The sequence below is a fragment of the Methylotenera sp. genome (assembly GCF_036401095.1).
GTDB lineage: Bacteria > Pseudomonadota > Gammaproteobacteria > Burkholderiales > Methylophilaceae > Methylotenera.
In genome coordinates, this window is sequence record NZ_DASWWA010000001.1 from 158,513 (window position 1) to 183,201 (window position 24,689).

The 24,689-nt window shown below is 46.1% G+C and carries 25 protein-coding genes; 10 read left to right on the plus strand and 15 right to left on the minus strand.

The features are described from left to right. Nucleotides 1-50 precede the first annotated feature (50 nt). From VGD82_RS00690 to ampD, 3 genes are read right to left on the minus strand one after another with little or no spacing between them, the layout of a single operon-like run. Nucleotides 51-3,206: an efflux RND transporter permease subunit gene (locus VGD82_RS00690; RefSeq protein WP_331018553.1), complete on the minus strand. Its 3,156-nt coding sequence runs from the start codon at nt 3,204-3,206 to the stop codon at nt 51-53. Nucleotides 3,207-3,218: 12 nt separating this feature from the next. Beyond that, on the minus strand, nt 3,219-4,301 hold the full coding sequence (locus VGD82_RS00695; protein WP_331018554.1) for an efflux RND transporter periplasmic adaptor subunit: 1,083 nt from the start codon (nt 4,299-4,301) through the stop codon (nt 3,219-3,221). 32 nt (nt 4,302-4,333) lie between these two features. Further along, nucleotides 4,334-4,879 (minus strand): 1,6-anhydro-N-acetylmuramyl-L-alanine amidase AmpD, encoded by a 546-nt coding sequence (gene ampD, locus VGD82_RS00700; RefSeq protein WP_331018555.1) that lies wholly within the window; start codon nt 4,877-4,879, stop codon nt 4,334-4,336. 92 nt (nt 4,880-4,971) lie between these two features. Between ampD and VGD82_RS00705 the strand changes: the two genes are divergently transcribed. After that, nucleotides 4,972-5,973: a sodium:calcium antiporter gene (locus VGD82_RS00705; RefSeq protein ID WP_331018556.1), complete on the plus strand. Its 1,002-nt coding sequence runs from the start codon at nt 4,972-4,974 to the stop codon at nt 5,971-5,973. A 66-nt stretch (nt 5,974-6,039) separates the two neighbouring features. On the opposite strand, the gene VGD82_RS00710 is transcribed toward VGD82_RS00705, so the two are convergent. The 3 genes from VGD82_RS00710 to VGD82_RS00720 form a co-directional block, all read right to left on the minus strand. Continuing rightward, a complete protein-coding gene (locus tag VGD82_RS00710) occupies nt 6,040-7,437 on the minus strand; it encodes a sigma-54 dependent transcriptional regulator (protein ID WP_331018557.1) in 1,398 nt (465 codons plus the stop codon). Between the two features lie 15 nt (nt 7,438-7,452). Next, complete coding sequence (locus tag VGD82_RS00715) at nt 7,453-9,045, minus strand: sensor histidine kinase (protein ID WP_331018558.1); 1,593 nt, start codon at nt 9,043-9,045, stop codon at nt 7,453-7,455. Between the two features lie 66 nt (nt 9,046-9,111). Beyond that, nucleotides 9,112-9,342, minus strand: a complete 231-nt coding sequence (locus VGD82_RS00720) for a PP0621 family protein (RefSeq protein WP_331018559.1) — start codon at nt 9,340-9,342, stop codon at nt 9,112-9,114. A 311-nt stretch (nt 9,343-9,653) separates the two neighbouring features. On the opposite strand from VGD82_RS00720, the gene VGD82_RS00725 reads away from it, so the two are divergent. From VGD82_RS00725 to VGD82_RS00740, 4 genes are read left to right on the plus strand one after another with little or no spacing between them, the layout of a single operon-like run. Then, nucleotides 9,654-10,250 (plus strand): RNA polymerase sigma factor, encoded by a 597-nt coding sequence (locus VGD82_RS00725; protein WP_331018560.1) that lies wholly within the window; start codon nt 9,654-9,656, stop codon nt 10,248-10,250. A gap of 25 nt (nt 10,251-10,275) precedes the next feature. Next, complete coding sequence (locus VGD82_RS00730) at nt 10,276-10,719, plus strand: DUF3619 family protein (RefSeq protein WP_331018561.1); 444 nt, start codon at nt 10,276-10,278, stop codon at nt 10,717-10,719. Beyond that, a complete protein-coding gene (locus VGD82_RS00735) occupies nt 10,701-11,144 on the plus strand; it encodes a DUF3106 domain-containing protein (protein WP_331018562.1) in 444 nt (147 codons plus the stop codon). The genes VGD82_RS00730 and VGD82_RS00735 overlap by 19 nt, the downstream gene beginning before the upstream one ends. A gap of 54 nt (nt 11,145-11,198) precedes the next feature. Next, entirely contained in the window at nt 11,199-11,639 is a 441-nt protein-coding gene (locus VGD82_RS00740; protein ID WP_331018563.1) for an RDD family protein, read from the plus strand. Between the two features lie 43 nt (nt 11,640-11,682). Here VGD82_RS00740 and lptG read toward each other — a convergent pair whose 3' ends face one another. Next, on the minus strand, nt 11,683-12,753 hold the full coding sequence (gene lptG, locus VGD82_RS00745; RefSeq protein ID WP_331018564.1) for an LPS export ABC transporter permease LptG: 1,071 nt from the start codon (nt 12,751-12,753) through the stop codon (nt 11,683-11,685). Nucleotides 12,754-12,767: 14 nt separating this feature from the next. Continuing rightward, nucleotides 12,768-13,892: an LPS export ABC transporter permease LptF gene (gene lptF, locus VGD82_RS00750; RefSeq protein ID WP_331018565.1), complete on the minus strand. Its 1,125-nt coding sequence runs from the start codon at nt 13,890-13,892 to the stop codon at nt 12,768-12,770. 218 nt (nt 13,893-14,110) lie between these two features. Here lptF and VGD82_RS00755 point away from each other — a divergent pair, with 218 nt between their 5' ends. The 3 genes from VGD82_RS00755 to VGD82_RS00765 are packed head-to-tail and all read left to right on the plus strand — an operon-like array spanning nt 14,111 to nt 17,182. Continuing rightward, nucleotides 14,111-15,622, plus strand: coding sequence for a leucyl aminopeptidase (locus tag VGD82_RS00755; protein WP_331018566.1), 1,512 nt, complete (start codon nt 14,111-14,113; stop codon nt 15,620-15,622). A 27-nt stretch (nt 15,623-15,649) separates the two neighbouring features. Further along, nucleotides 15,650-16,072, plus strand: a complete 423-nt coding sequence (locus VGD82_RS00760) for a DNA polymerase III subunit chi (protein ID WP_331018567.1) — start codon at nt 15,650-15,652, stop codon at nt 16,070-16,072. A gap of 39 nt (nt 16,073-16,111) precedes the next feature. Then, nucleotides 16,112-17,182 carry a hypothetical protein gene (locus VGD82_RS00765; RefSeq protein ID WP_331018568.1) on the plus strand — a complete coding sequence of 357 codons (1,071 nt, stop codon included), beginning with the start codon at nt 16,112-16,114 and terminating at the stop codon, nt 17,180-17,182. A gap of 98 nt (nt 17,183-17,280) precedes the next feature. Here VGD82_RS00765 and gcvH read toward each other — a convergent pair whose 3' ends face one another. Next, nucleotides 17,281-17,661 carry a glycine cleavage system protein GcvH gene (gene gcvH / locus VGD82_RS00770; RefSeq protein WP_331018569.1) on the minus strand — a complete coding sequence of 127 codons (381 nt, stop codon included), beginning with the start codon at nt 17,659-17,661 and terminating at the stop codon, nt 17,281-17,283. 177 nt (nt 17,662-17,838) lie between these two features. Here gcvH and pbpG point away from each other — a divergent pair, with 177 nt between their 5' ends. After that, complete coding sequence (pbpG, locus tag VGD82_RS00775; RefSeq protein WP_331018570.1) at nt 17,839-18,843, plus strand: D-alanyl-D-alanine endopeptidase; 1,005 nt, start codon at nt 17,839-17,841, stop codon at nt 18,841-18,843. Between the two features lie 123 nt (nt 18,844-18,966). Here the strand turns inward: pbpG and VGD82_RS00780 are convergent, their stop codons facing one another. Then, entirely contained in the window at nt 18,967-19,239 is a 273-nt protein-coding gene (locus VGD82_RS00780) for an oxidative damage protection protein (protein WP_135276707.1), read from the minus strand. 119 nt (nt 19,240-19,358) lie between these two features. Between VGD82_RS00780 and VGD82_RS00785 the strand changes: the two genes are divergently transcribed. Continuing rightward, nucleotides 19,359-19,757, plus strand: coding sequence for a diacylglycerol kinase (locus VGD82_RS00785; protein ID WP_331018571.1), 399 nt, complete (start codon nt 19,359-19,361; stop codon nt 19,755-19,757). 61 nt (nt 19,758-19,818) lie between these two features. Here the strand turns inward: VGD82_RS00785 and VGD82_RS00790 are convergent, their stop codons facing one another. From VGD82_RS00790 to VGD82_RS00810, 5 genes are all read right to left on the minus strand, one after another. Further along, nucleotides 19,819-21,849 carry a TonB-dependent receptor gene (locus VGD82_RS00790; protein WP_331018572.1) on the minus strand — a complete coding sequence of 677 codons (2,031 nt, stop codon included), beginning with the start codon at nt 21,847-21,849 and terminating at the stop codon, nt 19,819-19,821. Nucleotides 21,850-21,915: 66 nt separating this feature from the next. Continuing rightward, nucleotides 21,916-22,245 carry a hypothetical protein gene (locus tag VGD82_RS00795; RefSeq protein WP_331018573.1) on the minus strand — a complete coding sequence of 110 codons (330 nt, stop codon included), beginning with the start codon at nt 22,243-22,245 and terminating at the stop codon, nt 21,916-21,918. A gap of 166 nt (nt 22,246-22,411) precedes the next feature. Continuing rightward, nucleotides 22,412-22,993: a Fe-Mn family superoxide dismutase gene (locus tag VGD82_RS00800; RefSeq protein ID WP_331018574.1), complete on the minus strand. Its 582-nt coding sequence runs from the start codon at nt 22,991-22,993 to the stop codon at nt 22,412-22,414. Nucleotides 22,994-23,078: 85 nt separating this feature from the next. After that, nucleotides 23,079-23,960, minus strand: coding sequence for a tyrosine recombinase XerC (gene xerC / locus VGD82_RS00805; RefSeq protein WP_331018575.1), 882 nt, complete (start codon nt 23,958-23,960; stop codon nt 23,079-23,081). 13 nt (nt 23,961-23,973) lie between these two features. Further along, nucleotides 23,974-24,666: a DUF484 family protein gene (locus VGD82_RS00810; RefSeq protein WP_331018576.1), complete on the minus strand. Its 693-nt coding sequence runs from the start codon at nt 24,664-24,666 to the stop codon at nt 23,974-23,976. Between the last annotated feature and the right edge of the window lie 23 nt (nt 24,667-24,689).

A 24,689-nucleotide genomic window follows, 5' to 3' on the forward strand; every position in this document is an offset into this window, starting at 1 on the left:
TAGCTGTGCCTAACTTGCTAATCACACAGTATGCCTAGCGCAATTTGCTGTTAAAGCGTAGGTTCACTGTGCTGGCGGCGGGCATGTCGTTCACTGACCCAGCCGATAAGCAAGGAGTAGGCAGAGGGCACCACCACCAACGTTAGTAAGGTGGAAGAAATCATGCCGCCGATAATAGCAACAGATAATGGCTTGTTGGTTTCTGAGCCAGCGCCTAAGCCCATTGCTGCGGGCAGTAGCGCTAATATGATGGTGAGCGAAGTCATTAATACTGGGCGTAGACGCACTGGACAAGCCTCACTCAACGCTGCATTAATATGTGCTTTGTTAATCATTTCGCCGCTTTCTCTCACTTTATCTAATAGCTGATTGGTTAAATCTACCAACAGAATCGAGTTTTTAGCCACTAAACCTATCAGTAGCACCAGGCCAATCATGGAGTACATGTTGAGACTGTCACCGGAAATTAATAGCGCAATCAGGCCGCCGATAATGGCCAGTGGCTGAGCTAACATCACCAGTAAAGGTTGCAGGAAAGAGTTGAACTGGCTGGCCAGCACCATGTATAGCAAAATAAACGCGAGTAGAAATACAAACTGTATGTTTTTAAAGGTTTTACCAAACTCTTCAGCTTGTCCTGTCAGTCTCAATGTGTATTCTGGCGGTACGATAGTAACTGCAGTTGTTTTGACTAAGTCTACCGCCTCGCCTAATGGCATATTTGGGTTGGCATAAAAATTAACAGCATACTGCAGGTCGTAGCGACCAATTACTGCAGGCCCCAGCTCCTGCTTAAATGTTGCAACTGCATCTAGACGTACCAGTTCACCGCTTTCACTACGCAGATAAATCTTGCTTAAATCCTGTACGTTATTTAAATCACCCTCAGCGGCTTTAATACGTATGTCATAGCGTTGCCCATCACCAGCGGCTTCATTGTATTTTGCAACATTAATACCGCCTGCATATAAGCTGATTGCTGTGGCAATCTCCTGTGCATTCAGGCCTAGTGTGGCTGCGCGTGCGCGATCAATATCAACATTGAGCTGTGGTAAGTCAAGTTGTACGTCTACATCTACCCTACCCATTGCGACATTGTTGCCTAGCGCTTGTTGTAACAGTTTGGAGATGCGGCCTAGCTCTTGTAGATTGTTGCCAATTAAATTGAACTGGAGTTTTTCTGAACGTTGCCCACGTACTACAGAAGGCGGTGCTGCCATGGCGCGCGCCCCCGGAATCTGATCCAGTTCCGTTTTGAGTGCCTTGATTAAGGTTTGCTGGCTTTTTGCACGCAGCTCTTTGGGCTTGAGCCTTACATTCACGCGTCCTTCGTTCACCTGCCCACGTGAACCTGTGCCTATAGTAGAAAAATAGCTATCTACTTCATCTGGATGATTTTTTAAAATGCTCTCGACCATCTGTAGCCTAGAGTCGGTGTATTCTAGGCTAGAGCCCAATGGTGTTTTCAGGCTAATAGTAAAGCTGCTTTCGTCTGATTCCGGTACAAAGTCTTTTTCTACATATTTGAGTGTTAGGTAGCCGGATGTTGCCACAAATATGGCGGTGAATATCAGTACAAAGCCACGATGCTTCAAGGTGGCGTGTAGTAGTTTTTTGTACTGCGTATCCAAATAATCCAAGCCGCGTCCTGTGAGGCGGTACACCGCGTTTTCTTTATGTGTGACGCTTAAGTAGCGCGAGCAGAGCATAGGGGTAAGCGTGAGTGACACGAAGAGTGATACCAGTACGCCAAAGGTGACAACCACGGCGAATGATTTGAAGAACATACCGATGACACCGCTCATAAAAACTACCGGTGCAAAGATACAAACCAGAGATAACGATGAGGCTAGTACGGCAAAAACCACCTCATTGCTACCATGTCTAGTGGCTTGAGAGCGGAATAAGGCTACTTTAGCGGGGTTCTTCAGGTCAGCCGGGCTCAGGACTTCTCCCACCTCTCCGGACATATGGCGCAAAATGCTTTCCCGAACCACAATTGCATCATCTACAACTACGCCGATTAGTAATAGCAGTGCGAGTAAGGTCATACTATTGAAGGTGTAACCAGCAAAATACATGACCGCAATTGCACCCAGTAACGATACAGGAATCTCCAGGCAAATCATCACGGTAGAGCTGAACGAGCGCATAAAGATCAGCACAATTAAGGCTGCAAACAAGGTGCCTTCTACCAAGTGCTCTTTCAGTGATGCTACTAATTGGTTGATGAAAATAGAGTCATTGGTTGAAATCTCAAGACTGAGCCCCGGCGGCAGGTTAGGGCGTATATCCTGTTCCAGCCTGCGTTCTACCTCTTTAATAATTTCTACGGTATTGGCATTGGCGATTTTTACCATGCCTAAACCCACAGTAGGTTTGCCGTTGTAGCGAGCGATTTGGCGATTATCAGTCAGCCCGTCTTCAATGTTGGCTACATCGCTTAATCGAATGGGCACGCCATCTTTGGTGCTCACAATTAATGCGGATAGTTCTTTAATGTCATGAAACTCAAGGTCTAGCTTTAGTAGCTGCTCTGCTTGTGCGCTAACCAGAAATCCACCCGGTAGCTGAATATGCTCGCGGTTGAATGCATCCACCAAGTCATTAGCGCTCAGCTTATAAGCAGCCATGCGCTCTGGGCTTACATTTACGCGAATCACGCGGTCACGGCGTCCACCGATGGACACTTCACCTACACCGTTAATCGTTTCAAATTTCTTTTTTAATACATTATTGGCATAAAGATTTAGCTGCTGTATGGTCCGGTCACCGCTCAATGCAAGCCAGATAACGGCTGACGCATTGGTATCAACTTTTTGGATGGAGGGTGGGTCTGTATCTACAGGCAGGCGGCGTAATACCTGATTTACTTTGGCCTGCACCTCGTTATAGGCGACATCAATATTTTTATCTAAAGCAAAAGTAATACTGATGCTGGAAACACCGGGGGAAGACGAGGACTGAATATGTTCAATGCCCGGCGTGGTGTTGATGGCAGACTCAATGACGCTGGTGATGCTGGTGTCAACTACATCGGGATTCGCCCCGCGCAAGGTGGTGTTGACCATTATCACGGGGAAGTCGATTGCCGGCAGGCGGTCTACCCCGATTCGGTTATAGGCAATAATGCCAAACAGAACGATGACGCCAGATAGCATCCAGGCCAGCACATGGCGTTTAATTGAGAGTTCAGGTAGCGTCATGGCGTATTGGGTTTATGGTGTGGCGGATTTGTCGGCAACTTTGATAGGCGCTTTGTCAGTCAGGAAGCCTGCCCCATCGACTACTACTACGTCATTTACTTGCAGGCCTTCGGTGATTTCAACCAGTCCGTTTTTGCGTGCACCTGTTGTTACAACGGTTTGCTGGACTAGCTTGCCTTTTACCACATAGACCACTTGCCCTGCCGGACGCAGCACTACGCACTGTTCTGGCACCATCATGGCCGCGGCACGCTCAGCTAAAATCACGCTAGCGTTCACGCTGGCTCCAGCCTGCCAGCCTGGTACATTTTTAACGTCGGCAATTACAATAATGCTACGATTGCTGGCTGTAATCAATGGTTTTAACTCGCGAATCACAGTTTCAACGCTGTTGCTGCTGGTTGGGGTGGTGAGCCGCAACTTTAAGTCGGCTTTTAGTTGTGAACCTACACGTTCCGGGAACGGGATGTAAGCGCGCAGCAGTCTATTGGAAATAATCTGTACGATAGGGTCGCCAATTTTTACGTATTCGCCAGTGTCTACAATCTTCTTTTCTACCACACCATCGGTAGGTGCAAAAATCTTAGTTTTTCCCGTGCTGTTGCGGATAGTGTTGATGCGCGCTTTAGCCGCAACTAATTGCTCTTTTAATACTTTCTGATCCGCAAGGCTGGTGTCTACCGCATTTTGCGAGATGAATTTTTTATCGACTAGCGCCTGGTTTCTGGCAACAGTTTTAGTCTGGTTGGTGAGTAGTGCTTCAATTCTAGCCACTTCAGCTTGTGCTTCACGCTCTTGCAGGTTGAACTCGGTAGGGTCTAGCGTTGCAATGAGCTGGCCTTGTTTTACCGTATCGCCTGGGCTGACATATACTTTGATAATTCGCGCTGCGACTTCTGCGGTTAGTGTCGGATCAACCAAGCCTTCCAGTGAGCCGATACCGTCTTCAGTCATTTCCACCGGCGCATTCTGCACTGTAGTCACAGTCACCAACGTGGGTTTAGGGCCATTTTTATTAGCCTGCTGTTTATCGGCATTTTCATCTGTTGCACCGCAGGCAAATAGTATGCCGGTGAGCAACGTCAATACTGTCAAGCTAAAAAATCTTTGCATAAATTGGTTAGTGATTAATGGTGATGGTGAGTTAATTTTTGCCAGTCAAAATAAGGGCCTGGATCGGTTTTTCTATCTGGTGCAATGTCTGAATGCCCTACTATAGCTTGAATCGGGTAGTTGTTGTTGAGGCATGCCACTAATTTATTAAGGGTATGGTATTGCGCCTCTTCAAAAGCTTCAAAATCAGAACCTTCAAGCTCTATTCCGACTGAAAAATCATTACAACGTTCACGTGTTTGCCAGTTAGATTTTCCTGCATGCCAAGCTCGGTCTAGACAAGACACAAACTGTATCAATTTGCCATCACGCCTGATTAAAAAATGCGCAGAAACTTTGTAGGTATGAATGGTTGCGTAATATGGGTGTTCATTGGGGTTAAGTTGATTGGTGAACAGTTCAATAATCCCATTGCCGCCATATTGGCTGGGCGGCAGACTAATGTTATGTATCACGATTAAACTGATTTCGTTTTCAGGGCGGGCATCAAAGTTAGGCGATGCAATTTGTTGCGCCTGCGCCACGAAACCATCACTATTTATCGCGTAATTTTCTATCATTGCTAATTTTATGCTGAGTTCAGTTTAAAATGCCAACATTAATGATGTGACGCTTGAAATAAAAGGCGCTTGAAATAAAAAAGGAAAGTTAAATGGTATTTTTAGAACTGTTACTGATGCTCGTCGTGATTCTAATCGCGGCAGAGGTGTTTACCAACGCACTTGAGCATTTGGGCGAAAAATTGGGCATATCTGAGGGGGTGACTGGTTCTTTATTTGCGGCAGTGGGCACTGCGCTACCAGAAACCTCTGTGCCTTTGCTGGCGCTGTTAGCGGGTACGCAAAATGCTGCTACCAATGAAGAAATCGGTGTAGGTGCTATTTTGGGCGCGCCACTGATGTTGGCTACGCTTTCTATCTGTTTGATGGCGGTGTCGGTTTGGCGCAGCAGAGGGACGAACGGACATTTGCGCCCTGAGCGTACAGGTTTGGCACGTGACCTTAGTTTTTTTATTGCCGCATTTAGTTTTGCTGCGATAGCGATGTTTGTACCGCATAGCCTAAGTGCAGTGCGCTATGGCTTAGGCTTTTCTATGGTAATGATTTACTTCGTTTACGTGATGTTGACACTGCGCGCATCAAAAGCGCTGGTAGAAGATGGTCACGCGACTGAAGCTGGCGGCGATATGTTTTTATGCAAGCTTGGTTTGCCTAATAACATGGCCATTATTTTTGTGCAGCTGTTCTTGGGCTTGGCATTACTGGTTGGCGGTGCTAAAGGCTTTATCGGCGGCGTAGAAGAGGCTTCACACCTGCTGGGCATTTCCGCTTTGCTGCTATCACTGTTAATTATTCCTATTGCCACAGAGCTGCCAGAAAAAGTGAATAGTATTTTGTGGATACGTAAAGGTAAAGACACGCTGGCTTTTGGCAATATTACCGGTGCCATGGTGTTCCAAGGCACGTTATTACCGGCAATCGGTATCATGCTGACGCCTTGGGAGCCGCGCCGTGAAGTATTGTTGGGGATAGTATTAACGCTAGTCGCCGCTGTCTGGTTGCGCTATTTGGTGCAAAAAGGTGGCTTGCGCGTTTGGCATCTGTTGGTGAATGGCGCGATTTATGTAACTTATCTATGCTTGGTGCTTGCTTAAACTGAGTATGTTGCTGCTGTGCTGATTACGGCGCAGCAGCAATCAATGACGCTATTGCGTCTGCGCTTAACCTTCTTCTGTATCTGCTTCTAAATCCGTATCAGTTTCTTTTGACAGGCCTAACTTGGCAAGTCGGTAGCGTAAGGTGCGGAAAGTCACGCCAAGCAGTTTTGCAGCGGCGGTTTTGTTGTGGTTAGTTTTATCTAAGGCCTGAATGATGGCCTTTTTCTCTATTTCTTCCAGATAGTCAGTCAGGTTGATTTCACTGCAATTGCTACTGCCAAACATTGGGTTTGCACTCATGGACTGTGTGTCGGGGTTGCCTTCCGTTAATACGTCTTCTACAACTATGGTTTGGCCGTCACACAGCGCTAAAGCACGCTCTAACATGTTTTCCAACTCACGCACATTGCCGGGAAATGCCAAGCTGGCAATGTACGCTTGTGCTTGTGCATCAATTTTAGGCGTTGCAATATGCTGTGCCTGACACAGCTTATTCAGCAGCATCTCGGTAAGCAACGGAATGTCTGCAGGCCGGTTGCGTAGTGCTGGCATCTTAAGTTGAATCACATTTAGGCGGTAGTACAGGTCTTTTCTAAATTGACCTGCATCCATCATTTCGGTTAAGTTTTTGTGCGTGGCGCTAATAATGCGTACATCCACGGCATCTTCGTTCGTGCCGCCTACCATACGCACTTTTTTCTCTTGAATCGCCCGCAGTAGCTTTACCTGCATAGCTAGCGGCAAGTCCGCGACCTCATCTAAAAATAGTGTGCCGCCGTTGGCAGCCTGAAATAGGCCTTCTTTGTCTTGATTGGCTCCGGTAAATGCTCCTTTTTTGTAGCCAAAGAACTCACTCTCCATTAAGTTTTCGGGAATCGCACCGCAGTTCACTGCAATAAAGGCACCATCGGCACGCGAACTGTTCTGGTGAATGAGTTTCGCGGCCAACTCTTTACCGCTACCGGATTCACCGCTGATATAAACTGGTGCCTGGCTGCGCGAGACTTTTGCAATCATGGTGCGCACATACTGAATAGGCTCAGAATTTCCAATCATGTCTAAAGTATTGGGTTTGCTTTGACTGGACCTCGCGCTGAGCTTAAGTGCAGACTCAATTACAGGGCGTAATTGCTTGAGTGAGATGGGCTTGGCTAGGTAGTCAAACGCACCGGCTTTGAGCGCACATACTGCGTTGTCGGCGCTGGCGTGTGCGGTAATTACAGCAACCGGCAGACCAAAATGAAATTCATTGATATAGTTAACTAGGTCTAAGCCTGTGCCGTTGGGCATTTGCATGTCAGTGAGGCATAGCGCATAAGTGCGTAATTTCAGCATGGCCTTGGCCTCTTCAACGCTACTCGCACTAAAGGTTTCAACATCCATGCGCTCCAGCGTCATCGCTAACAATTCGCGGATGTCAGTTTCGTCATCAACAATTAAGCAGCTAGGTCTTTGTTGCATACTAAAATATGGCCTTTAGTTAATCGTTTGTAGTTGTAGTATAAACGCGCTACCGCTGTCTAGTTTCTGGTATTTCAGGCGCGAACTGTTGGCCTCAGCGAGCTCGCGTGAAATATAAAGCCCTAGGCCGTTTCCTGTTGTTTTGGTGGTGTAGAAAGGCTCGAATAGCTTGCTGCGATTCTCCTCTGCGACGCCTTCACCATCATCTATAACCTCTAAGTTTAAACCAGCACGCCCATTTTTTGTACAGTTTAACTGTAAACTGCCCACCTGTTTATGGCTGTGCTCCCAGCCATTTTTACACAAATTCCATAAAATCTGCATCAGATGGCGTTGGTCATAAGTTACAAATAGTGCATCTTTGGGCAGATTGATCTGGAAGTGTGATTCAGGTAATTTTTCTACAGCACAAAATTGCGTGTAAAAGTCGAGGATGAATTGATTAAGCGCTAGCCTTTCTTGATTGGTGCGGTCACGGCGATTGAGTTCCAGCACATCTTTAATGATTTTATCAATGCGTTGGATATTATCTGCAGTGATTTGCAGCATACGATTATTTTGTGCACCAAAGTTTTCTTCTTGCAGTAATTGCGTGGCGTGGCTAATCGCGCTGAGCGGGTTGCGAATTTCGTGCGCAATGTTGGCAGTCAGGCGCCCTAGCGCTGCCAGTTTTGATTGCTGGGCGGCTGACTGAATTTGGCTCCAGTCCTGAATAAATACTACCGCGCCGTGCAAGCGGCTATCGCGGCTGATAGGCTCGAATCTGAGCTTGAGCTCTTTATTGTTAATGGAAATGATCAGGTGCTCTCCCGCGGTATCTGCGTGCATCCAGCGCGTAAAAGCATGGGCGATTTCGATGGCGCTATCATTTAATTTAACCGTTTCGCCATCATCGTTTTGCGTCACGCTCAGCAGCGGCATGGCGGCTGAATTGTGGTGGCGAATATTCAGATGTTGATCTATAACGATAACGCTATCCTGCATTTCTTCGGTAATCAGGGCATTAACTTGCGCCAAGTTCGCTAGGTCAACGCCACGGGCAGAAGCTAGTGCTTCACTTTGCAGAATCCGCTTGGCAAAACTATAGCCTAGCCAAGCCGTCGCAAAACAGCTCAGGCTCAGCATCACCGGTTGACTATAGCCTGAAACAGGCAGGTCCCATTTTGCGATTCGGTAGCTTTGCTCCAGCAGCAGGCCTATAGTGGCAATTGCGGCATAGAATAAGGCTAAGCGCCCGTTACTGATGAGGCTGGCAGTAACAATAGTGATAATGAGCAGTAGCCCTAAACCGCTTTGTATGCCGCCTGCCGCATGCATAATGGCGATGATGAAAAGTATATCAATGATAATTTGCACTGGATTGAAAAACACCAATGCGGAGGATCTAAGTGGTGCCACAATTAGCAGCGTGAAACTAAACAGTGAGTAGGCCAGAGATAAGCTAAAGAACAATGAGGCATCTTGCATTTCCCCCCAGTTCTTTTGCCCTATATATAGCGAGAATAGTACAAAAATCAGGCTTAAAATTAGCCTAAACACATTAATGATACGAATGGTACGCGCCTGAAGCGATAATTCACTCTGCGAGTTCAGGTGTTGATTAAGCATGAGGTCAATCATAGGCGTGTATATACATGTTGCGTATGTATCTTCAGTTAATGGTCAGTTGCTGGCTTATACATCTGATTTTATGTGCGCCCTAGAGCAGTAGAATTTACCCTCTACCAAAAATGCTTCAGATCTAGGCAGGTGTACATGACATTGGTCGCACTCCACCATGTTCTCAATACCTGCTTCGGCAGCCTTTTGGTTCTCTGACGCCCGATTTGCCTTGGCGCTCAGGTTGCGCTTGATCACCTGGATGATAAGTCCAATCACAATAGCCCAAAAAATTAGTTTCCACATAATGAACGTTACTCAAGTCTTAAATGGTTAAGTTCAGATTGTAACTAAAAGTGCTGGCCATGTAGTATTTTTAATGCCTGCAATCACAGTACGTTAGTTATTCATTCACTGTGTAGATATCTATCGGTGATACTACGAACGTGACTTGCTTTTGGTTTCTAGGTTTTGTAACAAATCCAGTCCGCCAGCGCCAGACCTAGCGGAAAATGCAAACCTGATATACTGTGTGCCTGAATATGAGGTGCACTTACGCACATGATTTGGTTAACAGTATAAAATACCAACCTAAATATGGCGTTAAATATCTAAACATGGCAACACCCAAGGAACTTTCTGACTTTCTCGCAGCAGCGGAACGGCGTGCATTTAAGCAGACGGCTTATGCTGTCCGCGATGACCATGCGGCATTAGATATCGTGCAAGATGCCATGATGAAGCTTGCCGATAAATATGGTGCTCAGCCTGTGACAGAGTTTCCTATGCTGTTTCAGCGTATTTTGCAAAATACGATGCGCGATTATTGGCGCAGGCAAAAAGTGCGCAATTTATGGACTACGTTGTTATCTGCCTTTGGTGGTAGCGCCGATGATAACGAAGACCGCGACCCGTTAGACACTATTGATGTTGGTGATGATAGCGAAGAGCCATCGGTGCAAATCGCACGTAGTCAAACCATACAGCTAATTGAGCGAGCATTAGAAAAATTACCAGCACGTCAACGAGAAGCATTTGTGTTGCGTTACTGGGAGGAGATGGATGTCGCAGAAACAGCAGAAATCATGGGATGCTCCGATGGCAGCGTTAAGACGCATTGCTCGCGAGCGGTACATGCGTTAGCTATAGAATTGCGCAAACAAGGGCTAGATAAAATAGGTTTGTCCAATGTAACATTGAATGAATCGAAATGATGGCTCGAAAGAATAGGAGCGAGCAATGAGCGCGAGTGAAAATAAATATATCGATCAGGCAACGGCTTTGGACGCCAGCGTTGAGGATCAGATTGCACGCAATATGGTTGAGTTGCTAAATAGCCATGCGCAGAAGTTACCAGAATCTCAAGCGGCACGTTTGGCTGATGCACGGAGCTTAGCCATAGGCCGATTAGTGAATAGGGAGGCGCAGTTGGCTGGCCACAGCCTGCACCGGAGTGGTCATGCTTTGCAGTGGCGTGGTGGGCGTTGGGGGCATTACTTTGAGCAGCACCGCATACTTTCTGCGTTGTTAGTTGTGGGTGTGATGTTATTTGCGATTTTTGCTGTGCAACAGTTTAGTGTTAGTCATCAAATAGAAAATAGTGATGCATTCTTGCTGGCGTCTGATTTGCCGCCTGAAGCATACGCAGACAAGGGATTTACTGCATGGTTGGATACCAATTGAAGCTGAAGAGCCTAGTTTTTGTATTTGCATTGCTTGTCTATGGAGCTTCATGCGCCAATGCTGCTGATGTTTCTTGGTCTGAGCTGAATGATGCGCAACGTAAAGTGTTAAATCCACTGGCTTCTGAATGGGATACATTGCGTCCGTGGCAACGTGAAAAAATGCTCGATATCGCCAAGGACTACCCAAAAATGAATGCTGAGAAGCAGGCTTTGGTTAAGGAACGACTCACCAATTGGAGCCGCATGACGCCTTATGAGCGTGAAAACGCAAGAAAGAGGCATCAGCAGTTTAATGCCTTGTCCGCAGATAAGAAAAGTGAACTGCGCAAAAAATGGCTGGAGTATCAAAAGCTTCCTGAATCTGAACGTGCAAAGTTGCGTGCAGACTCACCAGATACATACACTGATGCAGATTTAAATTAAAGCTTTAATTTAAGCAAAGTATCCACGCTCAGCAAAATTACACATAAGCTTTACATGCATCCTCAAGAATCTGCCGTTATTGCCTCAAAACCACAGGCACCTAGCTTACTTAAGTTGGGTGCCTGTTTGCTCTATGAGGTGCTCACTATCATCGCTTTATGTCTGGTGCTTGCAGGCTTCTTTTATGCAGTGTTTGGGGACGCTACTGAGGGAGTTAAGCATTTATTGCAGCAGATTTTTTTGTGGGGGATGCTAGGTGCGTATTACCTTAGGTGTTGGATGAAAACTGGGCAAACACTCGCGATGCAGGCTTGGCATTTAAAGGTTGTTACGCAAAATAACGCGCCGTTGCCTAACTCTACTGCATTAGTGCGCTATCTATTAGCCAGCTTAAGTTTAGTACTGTTTGGTTTAGGTTTTGTATGGGCGGTAGTAGATAAAGATCGATTATTTCTGCATGATCGATTGCTCAAATCTAAAATCATCGCGATTTAACAAATCACCGCCTTAATCGGCGCGCGAGCCATGCAACGGATGCTTACCTTTTATCAATATGATGTAGCATAGCCAGTCCGCCAATCAGGAATAAGGCGGTTGGCGTGATTGCGCTAAATGCAGGCGCCCAATCGTTTAATAAGCCTAGATGCATAAATGTTTGGTTAAGGCTTTGGTATAAAATACCCAGCATAATGCCGATAAAGATTTTAGTGCTGGCGCCAGTTGAACGCTGCTGAATAAAGGCAAATGGCAGCGCGAGAATAACCATCACCAAGCTGGCTAGCGGGTAAACTAATTTTGCCCATAGCGCCATTTTGTAGCGGGTTGTTTTTTGTTTGTTAACAGCCAAATGCTCAATATAAGCGTATAAATTCCATGCTGACATTTTTTCTGGCAGTACCAGCAGCACATTCAATAATTCTGGGCGTATCAGTGAACGCCAAGTAGCTTTGTCTAAATTTTCTACGTAGTTACTGTCTTTATCTAGGTGGGTTTGCGACACTGACTTCAAATGCCACTGCTCATCTTCAAACAGTCCTTTATGCGCATGGCTCACAGTGCGTAGGTTGAACTTGTCATCGAACTCGTAAATATGAATATTGAGTAGTGTGGTGTCTGCCAGCACCTCTTCCACGTTAACAAAATTGTGACCATCTTTGACCCACAGGCCAGATTTGAAGTCTTGTACAATCACAGAATCGGTGGCTTTGATACGTATGCGTTGTGCCATTTTTTCACTAAGTGGCGTGATTAGTTCGCCCACAAAAAAGGTGAGGATGGCAAATACCATGCCTATTTTAAGTAGAGTAGCAGCCAAGCTGTAAAGTGAGATGCCACTCACTCTTAGCACGATTAACTCCGAGTAACGTGCAAGCTGCCCCAAGCTGTACATACAGCCGACAAGCACCGCGACAGGTATCACTTCATAAACATGGCCAGGTGCGCTTAGCACCACAAACAAGATGATTTTGCTTAAGCCATAGTTACCTTGGCCTAAACTTTCCAGTTCTTGTATCAGGTCAAAGAATGAGAACATGGCAATTAGTGCCAATGTAATTAGCAGTACATTGACAGTAATTTCTTTAAATAAATAGCGGGTAATGATTTTCATAAAAGGCTAATGAGTTAGCTTGGCGAGGCAACTTGGCGGCGTTTTTTAAGCCAGTTTATTGAAAATATACTGGGTACTATGGGCAGTTGTCGTCCGCGTCGATAGAACATGTAAAATGTTAGCAGTGCAAAAAATATATGCACCGGCCACAAACCGATCAAGGTACTCAGCTTACCTTGTGCGACCCAAGCCTGAAAGATGCTGAGCAGGTTGTTGTAAATGATGTAAATAGCTAAGGCAAGGATGAAGTTGGCTGAGCGTCCGGCACGTGGGTCTAGTGCGCTTAAGGGCACGGCGAGCAAGCATAGTATCAATGCGGAAATAGGAATGGCGAGGCGCCACTGCAGTTCTGCATTGTTAGTGCTGCTGATTGAACTCATTAGCTCGCTAGTAGATTTGGATTGGGTGCTGGGAGGTTCTTCTTTTGCTTCTTTGGCCTCAATGCGGATGGCGTACTTCTCAAAAGCCGTGGTGGAGAACTCTGCACTGCCTCTGGAGCCTTCGTAGCGTTTACCGTTTTCCATCAGCACAAAGTTATCGCCATTTTTCTCGGTATAACGGCTCCCTTCAGCGGCTACAATCACGCCAAGCTTTTGGTGTTGCAGCGTTTGTACGAAAATGTTTTTGACGACATTGCCTAGTTCGTCAAAACTTTCCATAAAAAATACACGCTCCCCATTGCCAGACTCTTTAAACACACCTGGGCTAATAGTGGCTAAGTCATCGCGCGCTTCTAACTGAGTGCGATAGAGCTCCCCTTTGCTGGTGGCCCATGGCATTACAAATAGGCTGAGCGCAAGAATAAACATGATAACGGGGAAAATAAAGGTGAGTACAGGGCGTATCCAGCTGTTGATGCTGAGTCCACCGCTAAGCCAAATGACCATCTCCGAATCACGATACCAGCGCGATAAAGTCATTAATACCGCCAAAAACAATGAGAGCGAGAGCACCATAGGTAAGAACTTCACCATGTTAAAGCCTAGCACGGTGGTAATAGCATCGTTAGGCAAGATGCCTTTGGCAGCAAGACGCACTAAATTACCTGCGCGCTGTGCGAGCACAATCCCAATTAGGATTAAAAACGCACCTGCGGCGGTTGAAATAAGTTCTTTTATTAATGAGTGCCTAAAAAGCATATGCTGGACTGAAAACCAATTTATTTACGACTATGAATTACGTGTAAAACACGCGATAATTTAATCAAACTTAGTATGATGAGTGGTTTACTAAACATTTGATTGAATTTATGCTGATTTTTAATGCTCTATTGTAGAGTAGTTAAGTTTGCATGTAGTGATGATTCTACATTTCGGCAAAAAATTTAATGTAACAATAATAACTAGGATCTAACACTATGGAATTTAGCATAAAAACGGGTGCAGCGGAAAAACAGCATCATAATTGTGTCATCGTTGGCGTGTATGAAGGGCACGAGTTATCGGATGCCGCACAAGCCCTAGATACATTATCAGCAGGATACATCAGTAATGTACTGACGCATGGTGATTTAGAAGGCAAGCTAGATTCTAGTTTGATGCTACATCAAGTGCCAGGTGTGCAGGCTGACCGCGTATTGCTGGTGGGCTTAGGCAAAAAAGGCGAGTTTTCTGAGAAGCAGTATAGTAAGGCGGTACGTGCTTCAGTGAAGGCATTGAGCGCGATTAGTGCCGATGCAGTGTTAACCACGCTGGCTGAGTTGCCTGTAGCAGGCGTAGATATACGCAAAAAAGTGGCGCAGTTGGTAGAAACTGCTTTAGACGCTAGCTATCGCTTTGATGCGATTAAGCGTAAGCCGGATGCTGCGGAAGAAAAAACAGCGAAAAAAGGGATTAAGAATCTGGCTATCCAGATTGCAACTGCGACAGATGTTGCGGCTGCTGAGTCAGGCTTGTTGGATGGTAAAGCAATTGGTACGGGCGTAAGTTTCACCAAAGATTTAGGTAACTTACCGCCTAACGTATGTACCCCAACTTACTTGGCAGAGCAGGCGCAGGCCTTGGCTAGCACTTACGGCTTTAGTGTAGAGGTACTTGAGCGTGAAGAGATGCAGAAGTTAGGCATGGGCTCATTTTTAGCGGTGGCTCAAGGTAGTGAGCAGCCACCTAAGCTCATCGTGATGCAACATCTAAAAGGTGATAAAAAGCAAAAACCAGTAGTACTCGTTGGTAAAGGCATCACCTTTGATACTGGTGGTATTTCATTGAAGCCCGGTGCAGAAATGGATGAAATGAAATACGACATGTGTGGCGCAGCTACCGTGCTAGGTGTGTTCAAAACCATTGCAGAGATGGATTTGCCGCTGAATGTAGTGGGTGTGATTCCTACCTGTGAAAACATGCCAGATGGCCGCGCGACAAGACCGGGTGATGTTTTAACCAGTATGTCTGGGCTAACGATTGAGGTGCTGAATACTGATGCAGAGGGGCGTTTGATTCTATGTGACGCACTAACCTATGCCGAACGTTTTGAACCAAGTGCTGTGGTGGATATTGCAACATTGACTGGCGCATGTGTGATTGCGCTTGGTCATCATGCTACCGGCTTATTCAGTGATAACGATAGCTTGGCGCAGGAACTGTTGCAGGCTGGCGAGCAGGCGTTGGATCGCGCATGGCGCATGCCGATGTGGGATGACTATCAACCTTTGTTAGATAGTAATTTTGCCGATATTGCCAATATTGGCGGCCGCGCGGCCGGTAGTATTACTGCTGCATGTTTCTTATCTCGCTTTACCAAGAAATATGATTGGGCGCATCTGGATATTGCCGGCACCGCTTGGAAGTCTGGCAAGGAAAAGGGCGGTACTGGACGTCCAGTACCATTGCTGACGGAGTTTTTGGTTGGTCGTGCAAGCCAGAAGCTTTAATACTTGCTGAATGCGAACTCTTTAATCATGACCCGCGTAGAATTTTTCTTTAACGTCCCAGATAAATTGGCAAAAGCTGCAGACCTGTGCAGCCGAGCGGTAGTTAAGGGGCGTCAGTTAACTATTTTTACGCAGGATGATGCGATGTCTGCGCGTATACAGGATGCACTATGGCAGCATTCGGCGACCAGTTTTTTGCCGAGTGCGCAGCCTGGTAGTCCTGAACAGCATGATGTGGCAATTATTGTGGATAAACATGGTGAACAGTTGCTGCAAGACGATATTTTGATTAACTTACAGGCAGAGCATCCGCCGTTTTTTAGCCGATTTAAGTACTTGGTGGAGTTGGTTGGTGTTGATGATGCTGATAAAGCCTTAGCCCGTGCGCGTTATAAGTTTTATCGAGACCGCGGCTATCAAATCAAGTCTACTGATGAATCTGCGGCATAATTAGCCGTTAATTGACGCGTTGGAAGGACATTAAATTACATGCAAGAAGATGACGATATTCCACTGTTAACCGAGGTGCATGCTTTGCCAACTCAAGTCTTGGCAAATACATTTAATGTGACGCCAGACCTTATTGCTATGATTGCTGCGGAAATCAGGCCACAAATTGCTGCCGAGATTGAACATGCAGTCACACAAAAAGTTAAAGACGAAGTGCGGCAAGAGTTGTTGGATTGCCTGTCAAATGCATCTGCTGAGATCAAAGTCGGGCAAACCGATGCCATCAGTGGCTTAAAGCAGCAGCATGAGCAATTTACCCAGCACATCATCGCTGCACAACAGGATGCCGAACAGGCGCTGAAAAAAGAAATTGGCGCAGAGTTGATGAATGCGAAGCAGGCGATTATGGAGCAGACCTCTGTATTTGTGGATAGAACTCGCGCCGACTTTGCAACGGAAATCCCGAAAATGGTACATGCCAATGTGGATATCATTAAGGCTGACTTAGCACAGAGTTTGACGCAGATGCAGTCGCAAGTGGTGCTTGATGTGGAAAGTAACTTAAGTGCCGCTTTGCCGAAGCTAGAGCAGTCGCTTACTGAGGGGTTGGAGGCATCGCTACTCAATCTGGAGAAGTTGACAGTCGAGAATGCATCGCATGATTTGCAGGCTAAAATCTCAAGGCTGCATGAAGATATCCTAAGCGAGCATCGAGCCAGTTTGGCGCAAGACCTTGCCGCTATTTACAAAGAGCTGACGCAGCATACGCAATCAGAGTTAAATATTTACCTAGATGCGATTCAATTGCAATCTCAGCAGGCGCTACAGCAGAAGCTGGGTGCTACATTCCCTGCGCTGTATGAAGAGCTGTCTCAGCAGTTAAGCGCAACGCTAAAGGCAGACTTTATCGTGTTGGCGGAAGGCGCTAAAAATGATTTTATTCAGGGCTTAAATGCCGAACTGCCTGCTACCGAGCAAGCTTTAGCCAATAAAGTGCATGAAGTATTGGCGGTAGAAACACCGCGCATAGAGCGTGAGATGATTGCGAATGTGAGAGCCGAAGTTGCCAAGGTGGTAGAGGCTGTGCGCCTGGTGTTTCCTGTAGTCTAGCTCTGCTGGTGATGGAGCCTTGCATTTTTCTAAGCGCAAGGCTTTAACATCTGGCTTTATTATTTTATGCCTAGTTCTATTGAGACAGGTTGCCGTTTTTAGGCGTCAGTTAGTGCATCATATGCCGCAGCGGATAGCAGCTGTTCAGCATCAGCATTGTTGTCAGCCTGAAATCTAAATATCCATGCCTTGTATGGGTGGTCGTTGATTTGTTCTGGTGAATCAATCACCGCCTGATTAATTTCCAGCACTACCCCGTTCATCAGTGCGTGCAGGTCTGACCCCGTTTTCACTGATTCCACCAGCCCGCATGGTTGACCAGCGCTCAAGCGTGTGCCCACCGCAGGTGTCTCAACAAATACGATGTCGCCCAACAGGTTTTGTGCATAATCGGTAATGCCGGCTTCCCACGCGCCATCAGCGGTGGCTTTTGTCCATAAATGTTGAGGGCTGAATAACAAAGATTGTGGCGTTTGCATGCTGGTCGCTCTGTGATTTTTGAGTTGAAATTGGCTTAAATTTTAACGTAAATTACGTCAATTTTAATTTATTTTTAACCTGAGTGCGGGTTAACCCTAAAATCCTTAAAAATCTTGATGACAAAGCTAAAGTTTTTATATAGTATTGTGCTGTAACCCCATGAGATATAAGTCATTATGAAAAGCACATTGCGAAAGTTTACTTTATTTTACATTAGCTTGGCGCTTTGCTTGGTACCAGTGGCTGCGGATGCGACTACTAGTAAAAAACATAGGCATGTTTCAGCGCAGTCTAAATCTGCCAGCAAGTACAAAGCAGTAAAATATAAGTCTAGTGCTCTTCGTGTTAAAACTCGTTTGCCTGCACGTAAAGCGATCGCTGCGGTTGATAGCTACGATGGCACGACTCCTCTGAAATTAGCTTCAGCCAAAGCCTTGGTTATCAACCAGCAGACGGGTGAAGTATTGTTTGCGAAAAACACCAACTTACCCACACCGATTGCATCTGTCACCAAGTTGATGACGGCGATGGTGATGCTGGATGCGCACTTACCTATGGATGAACTGCTGAACATTTCTGATGAGGATGTGGATTATCTGAAACATACCACCTCTAGATTAGCGGTGGGCACCACATTGACGCGCGGAGAGTTGTTGCAGTTAGCCTTGATGGCTTCAGAAAATAGAGCTGCTTCAGCCTTAGGTCGTAATTATCCAGGCGGTAGCTATGCTTTTGTTAAGGCGATGAATCAGAAAGCTAAGTTGCTTGGTATGAACGCGAGCCGATTTGTTGATTCAACCGGTTTGGATAGCAATAATGTGTCCACCGCAGAAGATTTGGCAAAAATGGTAGATGCAGCTTATCACTACGCAGAGATTCGTCAGGTGACGACGCTGGCTTCGCAGGAAGTGACCTTGTATGGACGCCGCAGCCCCTTAAGTTTTGTAAATACCAATGCCTTAGTGCGTGGTGGTAAATGGGATATTGGTTTGTCAAAAACTGGCTTTATTAATGAAGCCGGACGTTGCTTGGTAATGCAGGCGCATATTTCTGGCCAACCGGTAATTATTGTGCTGTTGGACTCAGCCGGTAAGTTGACCCGTATTGGTGATGCTAATCGTATTCGTAAATGGGTAGAAACCAATGAAGGTGGCTCTTTAGGGACTTTTGTTAGCGGTTAGTTTTAAAGTAAAGACCAAGCTTGTTAAGTAAGTAATGCTTGGTTTTAATCAGATAAAAAAACGCCAGCATATGCTGGCGTTTTTTATGGGGCGCATTTGCGCGCTATCGGCCGCGCCTAAAGATTACTCTTTCGGTGGAACGTAGCCACTTGCAGTATCTGCACCATCACCGAAGAAGTACTTCTCAGTTTGTTCCGCTAGGTATTTACGTGCTGAAGGATCTGCCAAGCTGAGGCGGTTTTCGTTAACTAACATGGTTTGTTGTTTTAACCATACAGCCCAAGCCTCTTTCGATACGTTCATGTAAATGCGTTTGCCCAACTCACCTGGGTACGGCGGGAAATCCATGCCATCGGCTTCTTTACCCAGTTTAATACAGTTAACAGTACGTGCCATGATAGTCCTTTTATATAATCTAATCGTTATTGCTTAAACCGTTATGATAGCGCATGTTAAAATTCATGCATTAAACTATTCACAATTTAACGCTACGTAATCAACTTTTTAGAAAGTCTATGATGTCAACACCACCAAATAAGCCTGTAACAACCAGCCCGTTTAAAGGTAAAACTGGTATCCGTCGCCTGATTAACGCCTTTGGTTACTCGCTGGAAGGGTTTAAAGCGGCTTTTGTACATGAAGATGCTTTCCGCCAAGAGGTTTTTCTGGCTATCGTACTAATACCGTTGGCTATTTATTTAGGTAATAGCCCAGTAGAACAGGCGATGTTAATTGCAAGTGTGCTGTTGGTGTTGATTGTGGAGTTACTCAATTCTGCAATTGAGGCGGCGGTGGATCATACTTCTACCGAGCATCATGCGCTGGCAAAGCAGGCTAAAGACATAGGTAGTGCTGCGGTGTTTATTGCTTTGCTGATTGTGGCGGTGGTTTGGGGTTTAATCCTGTTCGCTTAAGGTTATTAATCAGCGCAACATTGGCTATCTAGCTTGGTGTTGCGCCGAGTGTTACACCTCACTAAAAATCGCCACGCAATCCAAATAAGATTGAGCGCTGCCCCTGCATCGAGATGTCTTTCAAAAACGAGGCATGGTCGCGTATCTCTTGGTTAAGCAGGTTGTTAGCTTTGGCAAATAGCTCTAAATTTAACTTGGTTGGTAGCTTGTAGGAAACCAGCGCGCTAACATTGGTGTAGCCATCCGTTTTCAATTCATTCTCTGCGGTATGGGTTTGCGCAAAGGCCTTGAGCACATCTAACCTTGCCCCTAAGCTGTTTCGTTGATAGTGCAACCCCGCGCCTAGACGTAATGGCGCAATTCTCGGTAAGTACTTGTCATTACGCAGGTCTTTGGCATGTACGTAGTCGCCCAGCAGGTTTAAGTTTAGATTGTTTGCAATATTAAATTTGGCTTCGCCTTCTACGCCTTTGAATACTGCTGGCACGGTCATAAACTTAGCTTCCGGCAAGAACTCACCGTTAACATCAATCTCATTGCCGGTGCCAAATAGCCCAATAAAATTGCTAAATCTGGTGTAGTAAGTGCCGATGCTGAAGGAGTTTTTCGCATCTTTCCAACGTAGCTGCGCGTCAACGCCCTTAGAGCGTTCTTTTTTAAAGTCGGTATTGCCTACTTCAAATTGGCCGGTAGCCATATGTGCGCCATTGGCATAGAGTTCAAAATAGCTAGGTGCTCGCTCGTTATGGGATAGGTTGCCAGTAACTGACCAGTTGCTATCGATGTTGTATAGCCCACCTAACACTACGCTGTTAGGGTTAAAGCTGTTGCTTTGACCAGTACCAAAATTAGCATTATCTTTAGAGTCTACTGTGGTGTGCCCTAAGCGCCCGCCAAAAGTGATTTTGTGTTTAGCAATGGCAAGTTCTTCATAGATATAGGCTGCTTGGTTTTGTGTGTTAACGCTAGGGACAAATGCCTCTTCGCCCAGCGCCTCGAAGTTAGTGTTGTTGAACTGATAGCCAATTACGCCGCTTAAAGCACCTAGCGGGCGGTGGCCTAGTTCAATGCTACTCTCCAAGCCGCGGTTTTTAAAAGTGGTGCCTACGCTGCCATTTTCTAACTCGCGGTGTTCATAATCGGTGTGTGCTGCGCGTAGTTTTACGCGGTTAAACATGCCGCCTAAATCGGTAAATTCACTGGCAACATCCCAGCGATTACTTTTCATATCGATACGCACGTTTTCTTCTGCGACTACGCCGTAGTTATTGTTCATGGTGGAAAATGATGTACCGATGTAGCCATTGTCAAAGGTTAAGGCTGCACCCAATGCACCGCCGTCGCCCTCAGCGCTACTGTTGACTAGCTTGCCGCGATTCTCGCGAGGGGTGCCGTCTTGCTCGCTTTTACGGCGCGATACCGCATAGCCTGGAATATCCAGATCGTCTGTTCTGCGTGTGTAAGCATCAGCATGTATGGCAATTATTCCATTGCCAACATCAATGACTGCTGCGCCGTTTCTGGTGTTGCTTGGGCCGCCAAAGCGCATTTCAGCGCGTCCTGTTGCGCCCTCTAGCTGTTCTTTAGGAATCCGGTGGTCAATAGCGTTCACCACGCCGCCCACGGCGCTACCACCGTATAGCAACGCAGCTGGCCCACGTACCACATCAATTTGTTCAATGATCAGTGGGTCAACCCCTACTGCATGGTCAAAGCTTAAGCTAGAGGCATCTAAAATGCTGGTGCCATTTTGCATGATACGTACACGTTCACCATCTAAACCGCGAATAACTGGTCGAGAGGCATTGGGGCCAAACTGTGTGGCACTTACCCCTGGGATGCCGTTGAGTGTGTCGCCTAACGTACTTTCACGTTTTAGAGACAGTTCGCGTCCGCTAATCACCGCAATCGGTACCACTAACTCGTCAGATGCCACACCTAACGGATTGCCGGTGACAGGTACTGTTGGTAAGTCTATAGCAACATTGGCATCGGCGGCGATAGCGGGAATGGAAAAAGCTGTAGCAACAGCAATCAGTAATGGTCTAAATGCAAATGCGCTAAGCACTTGCAGGTTTGGAGCGTGATGCATATCAAGAACCTCAAAATAAAAGCGAGTAATCAGCAAACGTAGTGGCGTTTACTGTCTGGTATTTAGTTAAATACTTGCTATTTGAGGTGGTGCCCTGGCGGAATAAGGGCTGCTTGCATAGTGCTGAAAAGAGATGTGTACGCTAGGTGTTGCAATTAAACCGGGCTGGCCGACAGGTGTGATAGTTGGGGTTGTTAATACACCACTGGCAATTTTTGCATAGCTAATACATTGCGCGCATTGTTCGGCAACAGTATTTTTTTGTTGCGATTTCTCATGAGATTGTGAGTGCTGCGAGCTATTCGTAATGTGGCTGATTTCATGCGTAGCAACGCCTATTTGCGTGAATGCAAATAGCAGGGCGAGCGTGATATGAATGATGAATCTTTGCAACATAGTTGCGTATTCTAACAGAGTTTTAGTCTTTGTTTTACTAAAAAAGTAAAGAGAAAGCGAGATGGTTTTGTCACATGAGTTTGTATCGCTTGTGATTTTAGGGTAAATAAAAAGCCTCAGCGTTTCCGCTAAGGCTTTGTTGTTACGGCATTACACAGCTACTGGATTAAGCAAAGTTTGCTGATGCGAAATCCCAGTTAGCTAAAGAAGCTAAGAATACTTCTACAAATTTAGCGCGCGCATTGCGGTAGTCGATGTAGTAAGCGTGTTCCCATACGTCGATAGTTAGCAGTGCTTTGTCGCCGGTAGTCAATGGTGTGCCAGCTGCGCCCATGTTAACGATATCTACTGAACCGTCAGCTTTTTTTACTAACCATGTCCAGCCAGAGCCGAAGTTGCCAACTGCAGAAGCTTGGAATGCTTTTTTGAACTCGTCGAATGAGCCCCATTTTGCATTGATTGCATCAGCCAATGCGCCAGCAGGAGCGCCGCCGCCATTTGGTTTCATGCCATTCCAGAAGAATGTGTGGTTCCAGATTTGTGCTGAGTTGTTGTAAATGCCACCTGAAGATTTTTTGATGATTTCTTCTAGGCTTAAGTTTTCAAACTCAGTACCTTTAATTAGGTTGTTCAAGTTAGTAACGTAAGTTTGGTGATGTTTGCCGTAGTGGAACTCGATAGTTTCTACTGAGATATGTGGTACTAACGCATCTTTTGCGTACGGTAAAGCTGGTAATTGATGTTCCATGATAGTCCTTTGTTCGTGAGTTAAAGTCTAAACCGTTATTTTGCCATAATAACAGTGTAAATTAGTAGGGTATTATCGAAATAGCCTATTTTTTCTTGGCTCTGGGGTGAGCGTTGTCGTAGACTTTGGCTAGGTGCTGGAAGTCTAAATGCGTATACACCTGAGTAGTGCTGATGTTGGCGTGTCCGAGCATCTCTTGCACTGCGCGCAGGTCTTGGCTCGATTGCAGCACATGGCTGGCGAAACTGTGGCGCAGTATGTGTGGATGCAGGTTTGAGCCAACGCCTTGTTTGATTGCCCAAGCTTTTACTCTGTATTGGACTGCGCGCGGTGTGATTCTTTTGCCTTGTTGGGTGATAAAAACTGCGTGTTTGTTGGTTTCATCCGTTGATATATTGGTGCGCGCTTGCAGCCATTTTTGCATGGCATTTGCCGCGTGGCTGCCCAGGGGAATAATGCGTGTTTTGTTGCCTTTACCGGTGACCTCTATGGTGCCGTCAGTAAAGTCTAGGCGATCAATATCTAGATTAACCAGTTCGGCGAGGCGTAGGCCAGAGGAGTAAAACAGCTCCAAAATAGCATGGTCTCTCAGGTCGAGAACACCATCGCCTTGAATATCAACAAAATTAACTGCTTGGTCTACTGAAAGTGCTTGCGGCAGTGTCTTTGCTGCTTTGGGGGCGCGCAAGCCATGCACCGGGTTTTGCGTGTAAGCTTGGTGGTGAATCAAGTACTCATAAAACCCTCTCCACGCAGAAAGGGCTCTTGCAATGCTTTTACTGCTTAACTCACGCGCATGCAGTTTGCCGATAAAGCGTCTGATTTGCGCATGAGTCAGTGTTTGCAGATCAGCACCTTCCGCGAGCGACTCTAGCAGTAGAATATCTCGCGTATAGTTTTTACATGTGAGCTGACTTAGGCCGCGTTCAAACGTGAGGTGCTGAATATATGCGTCTAGATGAAGCACAATGTTGTTCTGTTTATAGATTTAAGGCAAATAAGTGGTTCAGTAAAGCAGCAGCTACAAGCTCGCCTATATGCTCTAGGTAAAGTGTGCCCATGCCTGCTTTAAAGCGATCTTTGTCTACCGAGCCAAGAATCAGTACGCCAAATGGGCGTTGGTCAGCAGCTTTTGTACCTAGCGGAATAATCACAAATGATTGCAAGTTGCTGTCAACCAAGTCGCCAAGGACTTCAGGTTTTGCGCCACAGTAGGGTTGTGTTAAAGACATAACCCATTCGTTGAAAGCATCGCTGACGTGGGTAAACACAGAGTCTTGGATAATTGCACTGTTGCTTGGCTTTACCCAAATGCGTACTAGTGAGTCTGTTACGGCGAAGTCGAGCTTTAATGTATCTGCAATCAGAGATTGCAATGCGCTGAAGCTTTGTTGATTAAGCAGTTTGACACTAAGCTTATGTACCTTGGCACTGGTGGCATCATTTTCCTCTGCATGCACAATCATTTGAGCCATCATGGCCTCAATCACGCGAATTTTATCGCGCTGAGCTAGTTGTTGGCGCTCTGTGAGTGAGATAACGCCACTGCCGTGAGGGTTAGGTAGTGTAATCTCTGTGAGTAATGTGGCATTTTTCTCGAAAAAGCTGGGGTGATTACGCAGATAGTCTTTTACATCCTCTGCAGAAATCGTCTCATGTTGATGGCTTGTCATTGTCGGACTTTCTTTAAGTATTA

Excerpts from the sequence above, each read along its gene's own strand:
- VGD82_RS00690 (WP_331018553.1), bottom strand. The coding sequence starts at position 3,206 with ATGACGCTACCTGAACTCTCAATTAAACGCCATGTGCTGGCCTGGATG.
- ampD (WP_331018555.1), bottom strand. The coding sequence starts at position 4,879 with ATGATAGAAAATTACGCGATAAATAGTGATGGTTTCGTGGCGCAGGCG.
- VGD82_RS00705 (WP_331018556.1), top strand. The coding sequence starts at position 4,972 with ATGGTATTTTTAGAACTGTTACTGATGCTCGTCGTGATTCTAATCGCG.
- VGD82_RS00710 (WP_331018557.1), bottom strand. The coding sequence starts at position 7,437 with ATGCAACAAAGACCTAGCTGCTTAATTGTTGATGACGAAACTGACATC.
- VGD82_RS00715 (WP_331018558.1), bottom strand. The coding sequence starts at position 9,045 with ATGCTTAATCAACACCTGAACTCGCAGAGTGAATTATCGCTTCAGGCG.
- VGD82_RS00720 (WP_331018559.1), bottom strand. The coding sequence starts at position 9,342 with ATGTGGAAACTAATTTTTTGGGCTATTGTGATTGGACTTATCATCCAG.
- VGD82_RS00725 (WP_331018560.1), top strand. The coding sequence starts at position 9,654 with ATGGCAACACCCAAGGAACTTTCTGACTTTCTCGCAGCAGCGGAACGG.
- VGD82_RS00730 (WP_331018561.1), top strand. The coding sequence starts at position 10,276 with ATGAGCGCGAGTGAAAATAAATATATCGATCAGGCAACGGCTTTGGAC.
- VGD82_RS00735 (WP_331018562.1), top strand. The coding sequence starts at position 10,701 with ATGGTTGGATACCAATTGAAGCTGAAGAGCCTAGTTTTTGTATTTGCA.
- VGD82_RS00740 (WP_331018563.1), top strand. The coding sequence starts at position 11,199 with ATGCATCCTCAAGAATCTGCCGTTATTGCCTCAAAACCACAGGCACCT.
- lptG (WP_331018564.1), bottom strand. The coding sequence starts at position 12,753 with ATGAAAATCATTACCCGCTATTTATTTAAAGAAATTACTGTCAATGTA.
- lptF (WP_331018565.1), bottom strand. The coding sequence starts at position 13,892 with ATGCTTTTTAGGCACTCATTAATAAAAGAACTTATTTCAACCGCCGCA.
- VGD82_RS00755 (WP_331018566.1), top strand. The coding sequence starts at position 14,111 with ATGGAATTTAGCATAAAAACGGGTGCAGCGGAAAAACAGCATCATAAT.
- VGD82_RS00760 (WP_331018567.1), top strand. The coding sequence starts at position 15,650 with ATGACCCGCGTAGAATTTTTCTTTAACGTCCCAGATAAATTGGCAAAA.
- VGD82_RS00765 (WP_331018568.1), top strand. The coding sequence starts at position 16,112 with ATGCAAGAAGATGACGATATTCCACTGTTAACCGAGGTGCATGCTTTG.
- gcvH (WP_331018569.1), bottom strand. The coding sequence starts at position 17,661 with ATGCAAACGCCACAATCTTTGTTATTCAGCCCTCAACATTTATGGACA.
- pbpG (WP_331018570.1), top strand. The coding sequence starts at position 17,839 with ATGAAAAGCACATTGCGAAAGTTTACTTTATTTTACATTAGCTTGGCG.
- VGD82_RS00780 (WP_135276707.1), bottom strand. The coding sequence starts at position 19,239 with ATGGCACGTACTGTTAACTGTATTAAACTGGGTAAAGAAGCCGATGGC.
- VGD82_RS00785 (WP_331018571.1), top strand. The coding sequence starts at position 19,359 with ATGATGTCAACACCACCAAATAAGCCTGTAACAACCAGCCCGTTTAAA.
- VGD82_RS00790 (WP_331018572.1), bottom strand. The coding sequence starts at position 21,849 with ATGCATCACGCTCCAAACCTGCAAGTGCTTAGCGCATTTGCATTTAGA.
- VGD82_RS00795 (WP_331018573.1), bottom strand. The coding sequence starts at position 22,245 with ATGTTGCAAAGATTCATCATTCATATCACGCTCGCCCTGCTATTTGCA.
- VGD82_RS00800 (WP_331018574.1), bottom strand. The coding sequence starts at position 22,993 with ATGGAACATCAATTACCAGCTTTACCGTACGCAAAAGATGCGTTAGTA.
- VGD82_RS00810 (WP_331018576.1), bottom strand. The coding sequence starts at position 24,666 with ATGACAAGCCATCAACATGAGACGATTTCTGCAGAGGATGTAAAAGAC.